We start from the raw sequence: 13,674 nt of genomic DNA, 5'->3' as shown, positions 1-13,674 counted from the left end.
CGCGTCAGGGCGGCTTCCCGTGGAAGCTTGAGCCCGTCGTTGCAATCCGTACCTTGACCTTCGTCTGCGTCTCAAGGCGTGCGGTGGGCCGGGGCGAACTGCGCCGCGCGGTTGGTTTCTTCGGCGCGGATGAGGTGCACGAGCGCGTTGATGAGGGCCAGGTGGGTGAACGCCTGTGGGAAGTTGCCGAGGTGACGGCCGCTCACCGGATCCAGCTCCTCAGCGTAGAGGCCCAAGGGGCTGGCAAGGGACAGCAGACGTTCGCACAGTGCCTTGGCGCGAACCACCTCCCCGATCTCGACAAGGGCCGAGACGAGCCAGAACGAGCAGGTCGTGAAGGTCCCTTCGTCGCCGGTGAGACCGTCGTCGGTCTGCTCGGGACGGTAGCGCAGGACGAGTCCGTCCCGGGTGAGTTCATCGGCGATGGCCACGACCGTGGCGCGCACGCGAGGATCGTTGACGGGCAAGAATCGGACAAGCGGAACAAGGAGAAGCGAGGCATCGAGGTTCGTTGTGCCGTAGGACTGGACGAACACGCCTCGGTCGTCGACACCATTGCGGCAGATGTCCTCATGAATCTCTGTGGCGATGGCGTCCCACTTTCGGGCGTAATCAGCCTGACCGTGCAGGCGCGCCAGCCGGGCACCACGATCCAGGGCGACCCAGCACATGAGCTTTGAGGAGGTGAAGTGCTTCGGTTCGCCACGGACCTCCCAGATCCCGTGGTCGGGGTCCCGCCAGTGGGCGGCGGCTTGCTCGACCTGGCGGAGCAGGACGGGCCAGAGCGGCTCGGGAAGCTGGTCACGGGATTTGGCGTGGAGGTAGACGGAGTCCAGCATCATGCCCCAGACGTCGAGCTGGCGCTGGTGGGCGGCAGCGTTGCCGATCCGGACGGGGCGGGCGCCGTCGTAGCCGCCGAGTCCCTCGACAGTAACCTCGGGAAGGTCCCTTTCGCCGTCGATGCCGTACATGATCTGCAGGTCGTCCTCGGCGGCGACGTCGCGGATGAAAGCGAAGAAGTCGTCGGCTTCCCGGTCCAGGCCGAGGGTGTAGAGGGCCCAGAGCGCGAACGTGGAATCGCGCACCCATGTGTACCGGTAGTCCCAGTTCCGCTCTCCCCCGGGTGTCTCGGGCAGCGAGGTGGTGGGCGCCGCGACCAGAGCTCCAGTCGGCGCGTAGGTGAGGCCCTTCAACGTCAGCGCGCTGCGCTGCAGCTGCTCCCGCCACGGGTGGTCCGGGAACTCGCCCCCGGTGATCCATTGCCTCCAGAATTCAGTGGTCTGCCACTGCTTGCGTGTGGCTTCTTCCCACGTCCGCGGCGGGGGCAGCGACCCCCAGGAGAGCGCGATAAAGGCCTGCTCGCCCTCGGTCATCCGGCTGCGAATGACCGCGATGGAGTCCTCGATGCCCAGCCGGCGGTCGGTAGTCAGATGCAGCACCGGATCCCCCTCATCGCCGCTGACGGTCACGGCCTCTCCGTATGCGGGGCTGGAGAACTCCCACCGTGCCCGGCGCTGGCCGTAGCCGAAGACCGGCTCGCACAGCACGGACAGCTCAACCGCACCGTTGACGCACCGTACGGTGCGCAGCAGGCAATGCTCGGCCTCGTAGTTCGTCGGCGGGCGGCGGTACCGGCCGGCCCTCTCGTCGGTGTGGTGCCACGGACCCATCACCAGGGCATCCCTCACGATCAGCCAGCCCGTCCTGGTCTGCCAGGTGGTCTCCAAGATCAAGCTGCCGGGGAGATAGCGGCGCGCAGTGGGCTCCCGGACGCCGTAGGGTGCCACCTTGAAGCCACCCGCGGCGCGGTCGAGGATAGTGGAGAACACACTCGGTGAGTCGTGACGCGGCACGCACATCCACTCGACCTGCCCGCTCGATGCAATCAAGCAGTTGGCCTCACAGTCAGACAAAAACCCATAGTCGGCGATCGGCGGATACGGGCTCGTGCCGGCCCCGGGCCGCCGCCTCCCCTCCGCCCCTGACCGGGCGTCGATGCTCACCACCCCAGTATGTTCCCCTCAGGGTGGAAACGGGACTCCGGCTACCTGGACGGCTTCCTCCCCAACGGTCAGTGCTTCATCGCAGAGGACGACGGCGATGCGGCGGCGAAAATATCGTACGGCCGCCGGCCAAAGAGGCGCTGGACCTGAATTCCCTACATGGTCGATGGCCTCCTCGACCCGGGACAACGTTGACCCGCTCTGCCAACCCTTGGGATTGTTCAATCGGGGCTCTGAAGGATTTCGCCGATGATTGTGCTGAGAATCCCCGTCGGCTCAGCAATTCCGATGGATCGACAAGATGAACAACGGAGGATTGATCTCATGTCACAGGTACGGCGTTTCGATCATGTTGGTATCACCGTTGCCGATCTCAAAGAGGTGACGGCGTTCTTCGTCGGGCTGGGCCTCGAGGTCGAGGGCGCGCCGATGTTCGTCGAGGGCGAGTTCCTCGACACGGTGATCGGCATCCCCGACTCCCGTACGGAAATCGTCATGCTCCGGCCGCCCGACGGAGGTACCCGGCTGGAGCTTTCGAGCTTTGTCCGGCCCGACCACCAGCCTGGATCGCCCGCGGCGATGGCAAATGAGTTGGGGCTGCGCAACGTCGCCTTCGAGGTCGACGACCTCCAGGCGGTCGTCGACCGTCTGGCCGCGGACGGCTTCGGGCTGGTCGGCGACATCGGCCAGTACGAGCACCTCTGGCGCATGGCCTATGTGCGCGGCCCGGAGGGGATTATCGTGTCCTTGGCCGAGCGGATCGGCTGATTCGCCAACTCCAAACCCGCTAGCACGCCTGCGCCTTGATATGTCAGGGCCCCGCCGAGTGCTGGCATGATGGGCGCATGAGCAGAGTCACATGCGATCTGACTATTTCCCTCGACGGATTCGTTGCGGGCCCAAACCAAAGCATGACGGAGCCTTTGGGCCGGGGCGGAGAACTCCTCCACAGGTGGATGTTCGAAGAAGCCGAGTCCAACGCTGCGGAGCTCGAAGGCATCCTCGCCGCTGGCGCCTACATCATGGGCCGGAACATGTACGCCGGTCCCGGGGCATGGGATGAGCAGTGGCGGGGATGGTGGGGTGAGGACCCGCCTTATCACGCACCTGTGTTCGTTCTCACCCATCACCCCCGCGAGCCCTTGGAGATGGAGGGCGGCACAACGTTCAACTTCGTGGCCGATGGGATCGAATCGGCGTTGGCCCAGGCGCGGAAGGCCGCTGGCAGTAAGGACGTGGCCATAGCCGGAGGAGCGCAGACCGCCCGACAATTCCTTTCGGCGGGGCTGATCGACGAGCTGCGGCTCCACATTGCGCCCATAGTTTTGGGAGCGGGCGAGCGGTTGCTGGACGGCGTGACGGACCTCAAGCTTGAGCCGACGGACGTGAGCGGTTCCCGCCTCGTCACCCACGTGCGCTATCGGGTAATCCGCTGACAGGCTGACCCTTGGTTCTCGGAGGTCACTCGGCCTGCCCGAGGACCACGGGATGGACGAAGCCTCGAATTTCGTCGATCAGGCCGAACCGTCGCGGAACCATCAGCGCATGGTCTTCGCGGTTGATATAGACCAGGCCACCGTGCCAGTACTTGTCGTCGTCCCGGTGGGTCAGCACTGTGTCCTTCTCACCCTCATCGCGCTCGCGGTTGTTCCTGGCCAGGACCACGACGGCAACCACGACGGCGGCCGGGATCGGGAGCGCGACCACCAGTCCCGCCCACTGCCCACGGCGTGACCGTCCCGGTCCACATCAAGGCGACGAGCCCAGCATCCCCACGTCGATCATCGCGACCAGCCCGAAGAGCGCTTCGACGCCCAGCGACATGTACTGCCGGTACCAGCGCGCCGAGGCCAGCGGGCGCGCCGGGTCGAGGTCGGGCCGGCTGTGGAAGGTGGCCGCCGCGAGACCCACTAGCAACCCGGTCACACCGGGTTGCACGAACACCTGAGAGAACGCGGAGCCCACCGACTTGGCTGCCAGCCGGTTGGGCGCGCCGTTCGCGCCCTGGTGGACCGCGAGCGCGTCGGGCACCGACGGGTAACTGATCACGCCTGTTATGACCGTGCCGACGATGACGATCACTGCAGGGGCCGGCCAGAGCCAGGGAAACCGCGGAGGATCTGGCCTCAGGCCGGTGTCCACTGTGTTGCCTTGGCCCATAACTTCTTGAGAAAATGCCGCCCGTGAACAGAATCCTGATCTAGGTCTAGCCAGGCAGCTCACCTCGGTCGCGAGCGGGGCCAAGGTCTCCGAGGATTACTGCGCCTACACAGCTTGAAGGGGGCTCTCAATGGGTGATCGCACAGGCATCACCATCGACGAGGTCAAGATCCGCAGGGTGAACACCGACGCACTGTTCACCCAGGGATTCCTCTGCAAGCCTGACGGCGGATCGGACCAGCCATCAGCTGATGACATCGACGGCGCTATCACCGGAATCAGAATGCCGGAGCACCTCGATCAACGGTTCGATGCGGTTGAAGTGAGCAAGGGGACGGCAATCTACGTGCACCCCGTTATGACGCCCAAACACGCCGTAGAGATTGCGACCATGATCGCCGACGCAATCGCGCCCCTCGGATTCACCGGAACCATCACGGCATGCGCCGACCGCCCCGGCCCCAGACCCCGCACAGGGCGCTACGCGTACTGCGCCGCGATCTGCTCCGTCGACGCAGCCTTGGACAACAACGAGACGCCCCTCTTCTTTCGACCCGTGAAGAAGAACCTGGACCGATGGGCCGTGGACAGCCCCGCCTTCCAGAACATTGTTGACCAGATCGCCGGCTGGGCAGCAGCCAACGCGACCGCACCGATCCTCGCGGGAATCCACTTCACGATGACCCAATGCGAACCACACCAGGTCGCCGGCGTCTTGACCCGCTGCTGCGAGGACATCGGATGGGCGGACCTGATCTTCCCCACAGTCAACGGGGACTGGTACGTCCGGTTCACCGGTGAAGGTTGGATCCTCGCCGGCACCGAGATCAAGAAGGGCAAGGACGACGCCGGGGCGTCCCTGATGCGGCTCCTCGCCGACTCGGCCTCTCTGTACGACTACGCCCAAATGTCCCCAATCATCTTCGGACTAGTCACCCCTGGGAGTGTGATGCTCCAAAGGGCAACCCCGGGCCCCGACCTACCGGACAATTACATCCGCGGTCACCACGCGATACTCGTCCCCGGCCCCGGAGACCTGGAGCTCAGCGCCGACCACGGATTCGTGAAGAGCTCCGTGCCCGGCATCTTCGCGATTCAGGTCCTCGGACCCGACCACCCAGACCTCCAGCCCACCGACCGCTGGCGTGTAACTCCTCTCGATGCTGGGCGGAGGCTAGTGACTGCGGACAACCTCACCGAGTGGTGGGCAGCCCCTCCGCAAGCCCCACCACAAGAGGATCTAATCTTCCTGCGAGAAGCCAATGCGGCCCTCCTGTCCAAGTGGGCCTGACCAAAGCGCCACCATGGTCCCAGGACTGCTTCTCATCAAAATTTGACGATCGGCATTCTGTCCGGACAACGAAGCATCCCCGTCGAACCGCGAACCATCTGACCGCGCTACTTGACGTTGCCGGAACTGTCTTTCCATGCACGAAGTGGGGCCAGCGATAACCGTCCTACCGGGGCCAGAATTACTTGGCGCAACCACTCTGAGAGGGCCGGAACTACTGGATCCGGCGCGGAGCGGGTACAGGACTTCCTCCATGCGGGGGTCGGTTTCGGCCGGGGGTTCTGGCTGTGCCGGTTCTTCCGGTTTTGCTGCGCCGGCCATGAGCCGGTTGATCCGTGCCGAGTCCGTCTGGGCGGCTTTGAGCGTGCCGGTGTGTTTGAAGGGTTCCGCCAGGGCTTTATCTGCCTGTTCGAGGCGCGACCCGGTACGGTTCACACCGCCATCGACCGGGTGGTTAGGCTGGGTGGATGGCGACAGTTATTCTCGTGCGGCACGGCCGCACCACAGCCAATGCCACTGGACTGCTGGCCGGTCGGGCCGTCGGCGTCAGCCTGGACCAGATCGGGCGCGACCAGGCGGCTCTGACCGGAGACCGGCTCGCGGCCGTGCCCGTAGTCGGGGTGGTGTCGAGCCCTCTTGAGCGTTGTCAGCAGACCGCCCAGCTCATCCTCGATCGCCAGGCTGGCACGCCGTACGCGCCGGTCGATCTCGATCTCACCGAGTGCGATTACGGCCAGTGGCAGGGCCGCACGCTCAGTGATCTCGCGACCGAGGATTTGTGGCCGGTTGTGCAGTCGCAACCGTCCGCCGTCGTCTTTCCCGGCGGTGAATCCATGGCCGCGATGCAGGCTCGGTCGGTGGCAGCGATTCGACGCCACGATGCAGCCTTCGAAGCCGAGTACGGGCCAGGGGCCGTGTGGGTGGCGGTGAGTCACGGCGACATCATCAAGTCAATCCTCGCCGACGCGCTCGGCATGCACCTTGACCTGTTCCAGCGTATTAACGTGGGCCCCGCCTCCGTATCGATCGTGCGCTACGGCGCTAGTCGGCCGAGCGTCTACGCGACCAACACCGACGCGGGTGACCTGTCGTGGCTGTCGAACGGCATCCACTCTGGCGATGCGCCGGTGGGCGGCGGTGCAGGGCAAAAGGCGCCATGAACCTCATGTGCCTAAAATACTGACATGCCTACACGTGTTCACGAGTTTGCCTGGCCTGATCGAATCGTCGTCGGCACCATTGGCCTTCCAGGGGCGCGCACGTTCTACCTGCAGGTGCGCGCAGGGACGCAGATCGTGAGTATTGCCCTGGAGAAGCAGCAGTCGGCTCTGCTCGCGGAGAAGATCGACGAAATTCTCGACCAGCTCATCACCGTCGAGGGCAACCCCTTCAGCGTTCCCACGAGCACTCCCCTTGAACTTGTCGACAATGACCAGCTCGAGGCCGTTCAGGAGCAGTTTCGCACCGGCGCCATGAGCTTAGGTTGGGACCCAACCACGGCCCAGGTCGTAATTGAGGCCTACCCCATCACCGACGTCGATGCTGATGCTGATGCTGATGACAACGAGGAACCGCTTGATGAGGGCGGCGCTAACGAGTCCGAAATGCTGCTGGTGCGAATGCCGGTCGGCACCGCCCGCGCATTCGCCAAGCGCACCCGTGAGATCGTGGGCGCCGGGCGTCCGACGTGCCCGCTCTGCGGTTACCCCATAGACGCCGACGGGCACATCTGCACCCTTCCCGAGGTCTGATGCCAGCGCCGGACCTAGTGACCGCCGAGCTGACGCTCACCGGCCGCATCACGAGGGCTTCAAACGCTACATTTCTGGGCAGCATCGGCGACGTGGTGGTCGTCTATAAGCCGATAGCAGGCGAAAGTCCGCTGTGGGATTTTCCCCACGGCACCCTGGCTCACCGGGAGGTGGCCGCCTACCTGGTCTCGCAAGTCTTAGGCTGGGACGTGGTGCCGCGCACCTGCCTGCGCGATGGTCCTTTGGGCGAAGGAATGGTGCAGCTCTGGCAGGAGCAAGACCCCGCCCAAAGCGCCGTGAACCTGGTCGCGACGGACCAGGTGCCGGAGACGGGCTGGAAACATGTTCTCGAGGGACGGGATGAGAACGGACGGATGGTCGCCCTCGTTCACGAAGACTCGCCAGCGCTCAGACGCATGGCGGTGTTCGACATGGTCGTCAACAACGCCGACCGCAAAGGCGACCACATTCTTGCCATGACGGACGGACACCGGCACGGCGTGGACCATGGGCTCACCTTTCACCGTGACCACAAGCTGCGCACGGTGCTGTGGGGATGGCTGGGAGACGCTCTGACCGCCGAGGAACGCGACGGCATCGATCGTGTCAGCGAAGGACTGCACGGTGGGCTGGGCCGAAACCTGGCGGACTTGCTCAGCGCCGAAGAAATCGCATCGCTCGCCGCGCGCTGCGCACGGTTGCGCTTGGCAGGGCGGTTTCCGGCTCCGAGCGGTGAGATGTCGGCGGTGCCCTGGCCGCTGTTCTAAGGGAATTGCGGCTCAACTGTCAAAATTTGGCTGCCCATACGCCGATAACAGCGCCTACGCTCAACCAAGCCCGCAGGCCCCACCTTCCGCAGACGACGCGCCGAGCGTCCCATATACAGCACCCCTTCAGTCAGGTGTTGCGATGTTGAGGAGAAACCGCGCTGCCCACGCAGCCGAGGGATATGGGCAGAGTCCAACTTTTGTCGGCCCATCCGGCTACACTGAATGTATCGAACATATATTCGAATAAGGGTGTGTTGTGGGCGTTGTTGTCGGTCCCCGCGTGATAGACGCGGGCATGTCGTTGCTGTCGGTGCTGATCTCTCCGGTCCCCGTCGCGGCCGGGTATCCATCGCCGGCGCAGGACTACTTTGATGGGCGGATTGACCTGAACGAGCATCTGATCAAGGACATCACCAGCACGTACGTCGTGCGGGTCTCCGGAGACTCGATGGAACGCGCCGGCATCAGCGACGGGGATGAACTGATCGTCAACCGGGCCCTGGAACCCAAGGACGGGTCCGTAGTCATAGCCGTCCTGGACGGAGAATTGACCATCAAGCGGCTGCGGATCACGGCCGCCGGCGTCGTGCTGCAGGCGGAGAATCCGTCCTACCCGGACATCCGCGTTCCGTCCGTGTCGGATCTGGTCATCTGGGGCGTCGCGACCCGCTGCCTGCACCATGTTTGAGGCACACCATGTCTAAGCCCTCCCCGATGCGGCGGATGCCGCAGATCGCGCACGTGGATGTGAACTGCTTCTACGCCTCGGCCGAGCGGGCATTCGACCCGTCCCTCGAAGGCCGGCCCGTCGTCGTACTGTCCAACAACGACGGGTGCGCCGTCACCCGGTCCCCGGAAGCCAAGGCTCTCGGCATCGGCCTCGGTGAACCATGGTTCAAACTCGCCCCGCGGGCGAAGGAGTGGGGACTTGTTGCCCTCTCGAGCAACTACGAGCTTTACGGGGACATCAGCGCCCGGGTGATGGAACTGCTGGGCCGCTACAGCGCTTGGTTGGAGGTTTACAGCATCGACGAGGCCTTCCTGGGCGTCAAAGGCGCGCAGGAGGACCTGCTGGTCCTGGGCCAGACCATGAAGGCAGCCGTGCGGCGCAACGTGGGGGTTCCGGTCTGCATCGGGATCGCCGGGACCAAGACCCTCGCGAAACTGGCCAACAAATGGGCAAAGCACAACCCGGCCTTCGACGGGGTCTGCCACTGGGACTCCGTGCCCGCCGCCACCAGAGAAGCGCTGATGGGCCGGCTGTCTGTGATCGAAATCTGGGGCGTCGCGACGCGCCTGACCAAACGCCTCAACGCCTTAGGGCTTCAGTCCATCCTTGACCTGTCCCGGGCCGACCCGGTGATGATCCGGGACCGCTTCTCCGTGGTCATGATGCGCACCGTCCTGGAGCTGCAGGGCACGCCGTGCATCCCGATGGAGGAAGAACGGATCGGCCGGGACCAGCTCATCTTCTCTCGCTCCTTCGCCACCCCCATCACCACCGCCGCCGGCATGCGGCAGGTCCTGTCCGTCTACGGCCAGCAGGCATCGGCACGGCTGGCCAAATACAGCCTCCAGGCCAAGGTCCTCACCGCCTTCGCCGGCACCTCGCACTTCAACCCGAACGACACCTCCTACCCCTCGGTGTGCGTGCCGCTGCCGATGCCCACCGCCGATCCCGTCCTGCTCACCCGGGCCGCCCACGCCCTCCTGCCCCACATCCAGGAAGGCATCAAATACGCCCGGGCCGGCATCATGGTCACCGACCTGCGGCCCACCGGCAACCAGGCACCGCTGGCCCTGTTCCAAAATCCGCACGAGGAACGCCACATCGGAACCCTCCTGGAAGATGTGACCCGCCGATACGGGCGCGGCTCCATCGGCCTCGGCCACGCCGGCATACGGGGCGGGCCGGACTGGACCATGAAACGGGACATGCTCTCCCCCCGCTACACCACCCATTGGGACGAACTCCCCCTCGTCAAAGCCGCCTAACGCCAACACGCCCCCGCAGCACCGCACCACGAAAGACCACCCCCATGACCCTCAGCACCGAAAACCCCACACGAACCCTTGACCTTCAAGTACGGCTCGACCCGGCAGGCAAGCCCCTTGCCATCCGGCACGACGGACGGATCTGGCTTGTCGATCCGGCCACCGAATCCCGGCACTGGATCGGCGGTGACGCCGGGCGGGGCACCCGATGCACGGCCGCCGCTGGCGCCAACCCGGCCGGTACCGAATACTGGCGCGTCGAGGCCCGGCTGGGGGCTAATTCAGCGCTGCGCACCTTCACGCTGCGCCGGAATCCACGCTCCGTCCAGTGGCTCCTGGACGACATCAGCGACGGCGGCTAGGCAACGGTGACACTGCACCGTCAGCCGATCAACGACCAGACCTGGGCGGGGATCAGGGAAGAATTCACGCTGCCCGCTCTGGAACAGGTCCGCCGCCGCCTCGCCGAACTGATGGACGACCCCGACCCTGTAATGCAGCAGCTCGTCCGCGTCTTCATCGACGACGGCACGTTCTGCCCGGGATTCCAATTCGTCGCCGGCGGCCACCTCCACCCGACCGTCGTCGACCTCTTCCAGCGCGCCATAGAACTGAAGGTTCCGCACAACTACTTCACGGCCTGGATGGTTACACCCTGCCGGGAACTCGGCGGGTCCCGCCCCGTTGACCATCTGAAAAGCGGCCGCGCTCCCCTGTTTCGCGCGCTGGAATCCCACCGCTGGCAGTAGAGGCCGGCCCGCGAACCGACGTCCAACGGTTCCGCTGATCAGTCCGGCCCGGGATGCATTGAGTCACACGCGGGAATCGCAGCTGCCCTGCCGTTGGTAGTCTTTAGCCCACCATCCCTTTCCGCCCGACACTTGAGGTGCGAACCATGATCCCGACGACTCCCACTCCGGGCACTGTCCTTCTGGCCGGCGCCACCGGCGATCTCGGCGGGCGTATCCTGCAGAATTTGGTCGCCCTGGGGGCCACCGTTCGGGTCCTGACACGGCCTGGGACCAGCACGGAGCGCATTGCGCCGCTCCGCGCCCAAGGCGTCGAAGTGATCCAGGCGGGCTACGACGATCCGGTGGCCCTCCGAAGGGCCTGCGCGGATGTTGACTGCGTAGTCTCCGCGATCAACGGCGTGGACAGCGCAATTTTCGACGCCCAATCGCGCTTGCTGGAGGCGGCGGCCGCGGTGGGCGTACCGCGTTTCATCCCTTCCGATTACTCCATCGATTACCGCGGAATCCGCCCCCGAAGCAACCGGAACTTGCAGTTCCGCCGAGACTTTGCACAGCGGCTGGATGCCACCGAAATCCGGGCCACGTCCATCCTCAATGGCGCCTTCACCGACATGCTCTCCGGGCAGGCCCCCATGATCCTGTTCTCCCGGCGTCGGGTGCTCTTCTGGTCCGACGCCGACCAGGTGCTCGACTTCACCACGAAGGATGACACTGCCTCCTACACCGCCGCCGCCGCCCTCGACGAGCGGGCGCCCCGCGTCCTTCAGATCGCCGGAGACCAGGTCACGGCAAGGACCCTGGCAGCCACCATGTCCGACCTGACCGGAACGCAATTCGGGCTCCTCTACGCGGGCAGCGTCGGCTCCTTGACTGCTATGAGCCGGGCCGTCAAAGCCCTCATGCCGGCCTCTGACAAGCCGTTCCCGCCGTGGCAGGGCATGCAGTACTTCGCCAGCATGTTCAGCGGCGACGCGACCCTGAACTACGTCAGCAACGACCGGTACGGGAGCCGGACGTGGACCACCGCCCGGGACGTCCTGGACCAGCACGTGCAGCAGAGCTCACCGGCCCCGGTCCCCTAGCCTGGGGGTTGTTGCACGGACAAGCCCCGAACCCCTAGGGTTCGGATCATGGCCGCGCCCGGGGGACCCGCTCGTTATGGATTGCACACGACGCCGACACTGCTGTCCGTAGTATGCCTCGCCGTCGTCGCGCTAACCGCGGCCTGCGCGTCAACTTTCCCACTCAGCACGTCGGCAGGCGAGCAAACCGTCACCAAACCGCCCGCCGCCACGGCCGCACCATCGACGGGCGCCGGACTGTCACCAGGCATGACCCTCGCCCCGGCTCCGCCGATTCCGCCTGCCCCCGGGCACGGTTTAGATGAATGCCGGCCACAGCGTGCAGAGAAAGTCGTAGGCAATGGAGCGCTGGAGTGCCAGTACTTCACATCCGGTTCCATGACGCCGGCTTCTGTGCCCCGTGATCCGGGAATGAGCTCCGGCGATTACGCGGTACGGTTCGGCAGCGTTGGCGGCCGCACGGTGATGTCCGTGCGTATCCCCTGCGCTTCGTATGCGGTCACGGTCAGCATTGCCGGCGAAACGATCACGCCGGATGTGGGGACACTGGAAAGTTCCCTGGGCACGTGCAACTTCCCGTGGGACCAGGAACAGGCGCGGATGAAACGATACCTTCAGGCTCCGTTTCAGTTTGCACAGCGGGAGACTGGAATCGTGCTGCACAACCCGGAATGGGGAATCACCCTCTTCCGGACCCCCTACTCGGCCGGCCGATCCCCCGGTCCCGCCTAAGGGGCGCCAGGCGTGCCGCGGGAGGGGTGCGAGGCTGAGGGCCCGCGGGAATAAGAACCGCCGCTACCATGTTCGTTTCCGGTGTGAAGAACATCGGATTCCTGTCCTTCGGCCACTGGACCGACCACCCGGATTCCGGCACGCGCACCGCGTCGGACGCGCTGTTGCAGGCGATCGACCTCGCGGTCGCGGCCGAGGAGCTGGGTGCGGACGGCGCCTACTTCCGAGTCCACCACTTCGCGCAGCAATACGCCTCCCCGTTCCCGCTGCTCGCCGCGATCGGGGCCCGGACAAGCCGCATCGAGATCGGCACCGGCGTGATCGACATGCGCTACGAGAACCCGCTCTACATGGCAGAAGACGCTGGCGCGGCCGACCTGATCGCGGGCGGCCGGCTGCAGCTGGGCATCAGCAGGGGTTCACCCGAGCAGGTCATCGACGGATGGCGTTACTTCGGCTTCGCCCCCGCCGAGGGCGAGTCGGACGCCGACATGGGTCGCAGGCACGCCGAGCGTCTGCTCGAGGTGCTCACTGGCAAGGGCTTTGCGGCGCCGAACCCCCGCCCGATGTTCCCGAACCCTCCGGGCCTGCTGCGCGTGGAGCCGCACTCGGGGGGCCTGCGCGAGCGCATCTGGTGGGGCTCCGGCTCGAACGCCACGGCCATCTGGGCGGCGAAGCTCGGCATGAACCTGCAGAGCTCCACGCTCAAGGATGATGAGAGCGGCAAGCCCTTCCACGTCCAGCAGGCCGAGCAGATCGAGCTCTACCGGCAGGCCTGGAAGGAGGCGGGGCACGAGCGGGAGCCGCGCGTCTCGGTCAGCCGCAGCATCTTCGCGCTGACGGACGAGCGCGACTGGCAATACTTCGCCCGCGACCGCCACAGCTCCGACCAGGTGGGCAACATCGACGAGAAAACGCGCGCGGTCTTTGGCCGCTCCTACGCCGGTGCCCCGGACGAGCTGGCCGCGAAGCTGGCCGAGGACGAGGCGATCGCCGCGGCAGACACCCTGCTCCTCACGGTCCCGAACCAGCTCGGTGTCGACTACAACGCCCACGTCATCGAGTCGATCCTGAAGTATGTGGCGCCGCAGCTCGGCTGGCGCTGACCCCTCGTGACAGATTCCCCGGGCACCGCGCC

At 65.5% G+C, this 13,674-nt stretch carries 16 protein-coding genes; 13 read left to right on the top strand and 3 right to left on the bottom strand.

From position 1 onward, the window contains the following. Positions 1 to 71 precede the first annotated feature (71 nt). Positions 72 to 2,003 carry a glycoside hydrolase family 15 protein gene (locus AC1DNG_RS02340; RefSeq protein WP_476855842.1) on the bottom strand — a complete coding sequence of 644 codons (1,932 nt, stop codon included), beginning with the start codon at positions 2,001 to 2,003 and terminating at the stop codon, positions 72 to 74. Positions 2,004 to 2,327: 324 nt separating this feature from the next. On the opposite strand from AC1DNG_RS02340, the gene AC1DNG_RS02335 reads away from it, so the two are divergent. Next, complete coding sequence (locus AC1DNG_RS02335; protein WP_476858528.1) at positions 2,328 to 2,771, top strand: VOC family protein; 444 nt, start codon at positions 2,328 to 2,330, stop codon at positions 2,769 to 2,771. A gap of 77 nt (positions 2,772 to 2,848) precedes the next feature. Beyond that, positions 2,849 to 3,439: a dihydrofolate reductase family protein gene (locus AC1DNG_RS02330; RefSeq protein ID WP_476855840.1), complete on the top strand. Its 591-nt coding sequence runs from the start codon at positions 2,849 to 2,851 to the stop codon at positions 3,437 to 3,439. Positions 3,440 to 3,464: 25 nt separating this feature from the next. On the opposite strand, the gene AC1DNG_RS02325 is transcribed toward AC1DNG_RS02330, so the two are convergent. Then, entirely contained in the window at positions 3,465 to 3,710 is a 246-nt protein-coding gene (locus AC1DNG_RS02325) for a hypothetical protein (RefSeq protein WP_476886529.1), read from the bottom strand. Between the two features lie 42 nt (positions 3,711 to 3,752). Further along, positions 3,753 to 4,085: a DUF1648 domain-containing protein gene (locus AC1DNG_RS02320; RefSeq protein WP_476886528.1), complete on the bottom strand. Its 333-nt coding sequence runs from the start codon at positions 4,083 to 4,085 to the stop codon at positions 3,753 to 3,755. 208 nt (positions 4,086 to 4,293) lie between these two features. Here AC1DNG_RS02320 and AC1DNG_RS02315 point away from each other — a divergent pair, with 208 nt between their 5' ends. The 11 genes from AC1DNG_RS02315 (at position 4,294) to AC1DNG_RS02265 (ending at position 13,642) form a co-directional block, all read left to right on the top strand. Continuing rightward, positions 4,294 to 5,454: a hypothetical protein gene (locus AC1DNG_RS02315; RefSeq protein ID WP_476886527.1), complete on the top strand. Its 1,161-nt coding sequence runs from the start codon at positions 4,294 to 4,296 to the stop codon at positions 5,452 to 5,454. Positions 5,455 to 5,921: 467 nt separating this feature from the next. Continuing rightward, on the top strand, positions 5,922 to 6,614 hold the full coding sequence (locus AC1DNG_RS02310) for a histidine phosphatase family protein (RefSeq protein WP_243177522.1): 693 nt from the start codon (positions 5,922 to 5,924) through the stop codon (positions 6,612 to 6,614). Between the two features lie 24 nt (positions 6,615 to 6,638). Beyond that, positions 6,639 to 7,205 (top strand): DUF3090 domain-containing protein, encoded by a 567-nt coding sequence (locus AC1DNG_RS02305; RefSeq protein WP_476886526.1) that lies wholly within the window; start codon positions 6,639 to 6,641, stop codon positions 7,203 to 7,205. Then, positions 7,205 to 7,972 carry an SCO1664 family protein gene (locus AC1DNG_RS02300; RefSeq protein ID WP_476886525.1) on the top strand — a complete coding sequence of 256 codons (768 nt, stop codon included), beginning with the start codon at positions 7,205 to 7,207 and terminating at the stop codon, positions 7,970 to 7,972. Before AC1DNG_RS02305 ends, AC1DNG_RS02300 begins: the two co-directional genes overlap by 1 nt. A gap of 259 nt (positions 7,973 to 8,231) precedes the next feature. Next, positions 8,232 to 8,663: a LexA family protein gene (locus AC1DNG_RS02295; protein WP_230010920.1), complete on the top strand. Its 432-nt coding sequence runs from the start codon at positions 8,232 to 8,234 to the stop codon at positions 8,661 to 8,663. A gap of 8 nt (positions 8,664 to 8,671) precedes the next feature. Continuing rightward, a complete protein-coding gene (locus AC1DNG_RS02290) occupies positions 8,672 to 9,970 on the top strand; it encodes a Y-family DNA polymerase (protein ID WP_476886524.1) in 1,299 nt (432 codons plus the stop codon). 44 nt (positions 9,971 to 10,014) lie between these two features. After that, positions 10,015 to 10,332, top strand: coding sequence for a hypothetical protein (locus AC1DNG_RS02285; protein ID WP_476849183.1), 318 nt, complete (start codon positions 10,015 to 10,017; stop codon positions 10,330 to 10,332). A gap of 6 nt (positions 10,333 to 10,338) precedes the next feature. Beyond that, positions 10,339 to 10,719 carry a hypothetical protein gene (locus tag AC1DNG_RS02280; RefSeq protein WP_476886523.1) on the top strand — a complete coding sequence of 127 codons (381 nt, stop codon included), beginning with the start codon at positions 10,339 to 10,341 and terminating at the stop codon, positions 10,717 to 10,719. Between the two features lie 146 nt (positions 10,720 to 10,865). Beyond that, positions 10,866 to 11,804 carry an NmrA family NAD(P)-binding protein gene (locus AC1DNG_RS02275; protein WP_476886522.1) on the top strand — a complete coding sequence of 313 codons (939 nt, stop codon included), beginning with the start codon at positions 10,866 to 10,868 and terminating at the stop codon, positions 11,802 to 11,804. Positions 11,805 to 12,215: 411 nt separating this feature from the next. After that, complete coding sequence (locus AC1DNG_RS02270) at positions 12,216 to 12,536, top strand: hypothetical protein (protein WP_476886521.1); 321 nt, start codon at positions 12,216 to 12,218, stop codon at positions 12,534 to 12,536. Between the two features lie 68 nt (positions 12,537 to 12,604). Further along, on the top strand, positions 12,605 to 13,642 hold the full coding sequence (locus AC1DNG_RS02265; protein WP_476886520.1) for an LLM class flavin-dependent oxidoreductase: 1,038 nt from the start codon (positions 12,605 to 12,607) through the stop codon (positions 13,640 to 13,642). The last annotated feature ends 32 nt before the right edge of the window (positions 13,643 to 13,674 follow it).

This window comes from Arthrobacter sp. 01T425 (assembly GCF_056398725.1).
The sequence above is the reverse complement of the archived record's forward strand: the minus strand, read 5'-3'. Positions and strand labels throughout refer to the sequence as shown.

Coding starts and splice junctions, on each gene's coding strand:
- AC1DNG_RS02335 (WP_476858528.1), top strand. CDS start 2,328: ATGTCACAGGTACGGCGTTTCGATCATGTTGGTATCACCGTTGCCGAT.
- AC1DNG_RS02330 (WP_476855840.1), top strand. CDS start 2,849: ATGAGCAGAGTCACATGCGATCTGACTATTTCCCTCGACGGATTCGTT.
- AC1DNG_RS02315 (WP_476886527.1), top strand. CDS start 4,294: ATGGGTGATCGCACAGGCATCACCATCGACGAGGTCAAGATCCGCAGG.
- AC1DNG_RS02310 (WP_243177522.1), top strand. CDS start 5,922: ATGGCGACAGTTATTCTCGTGCGGCACGGCCGCACCACAGCCAATGCC.
- AC1DNG_RS02305 (WP_476886526.1), top strand. CDS start 6,639: ATGCCTACACGTGTTCACGAGTTTGCCTGGCCTGATCGAATCGTCGTC.
- AC1DNG_RS02300 (WP_476886525.1), top strand. CDS start 7,205: ATGCCAGCGCCGGACCTAGTGACCGCCGAGCTGACGCTCACCGGCCGC.
- AC1DNG_RS02290 (WP_476886524.1), top strand. CDS start 8,672: ATGTCTAAGCCCTCCCCGATGCGGCGGATGCCGCAGATCGCGCACGTG.
- AC1DNG_RS02285 (WP_476849183.1), top strand. CDS start 10,015: ATGACCCTCAGCACCGAAAACCCCACACGAACCCTTGACCTTCAAGTA.
- AC1DNG_RS02275 (WP_476886522.1), top strand. CDS start 10,866: ATGATCCCGACGACTCCCACTCCGGGCACTGTCCTTCTGGCCGGCGCC.
- AC1DNG_RS02270 (WP_476886521.1), top strand. CDS start 12,216: ATGAGCTCCGGCGATTACGCGGTACGGTTCGGCAGCGTTGGCGGCCGC.
- AC1DNG_RS02265 (WP_476886520.1), top strand. CDS start 12,605: ATGTTCGTTTCCGGTGTGAAGAACATCGGATTCCTGTCCTTCGGCCAC.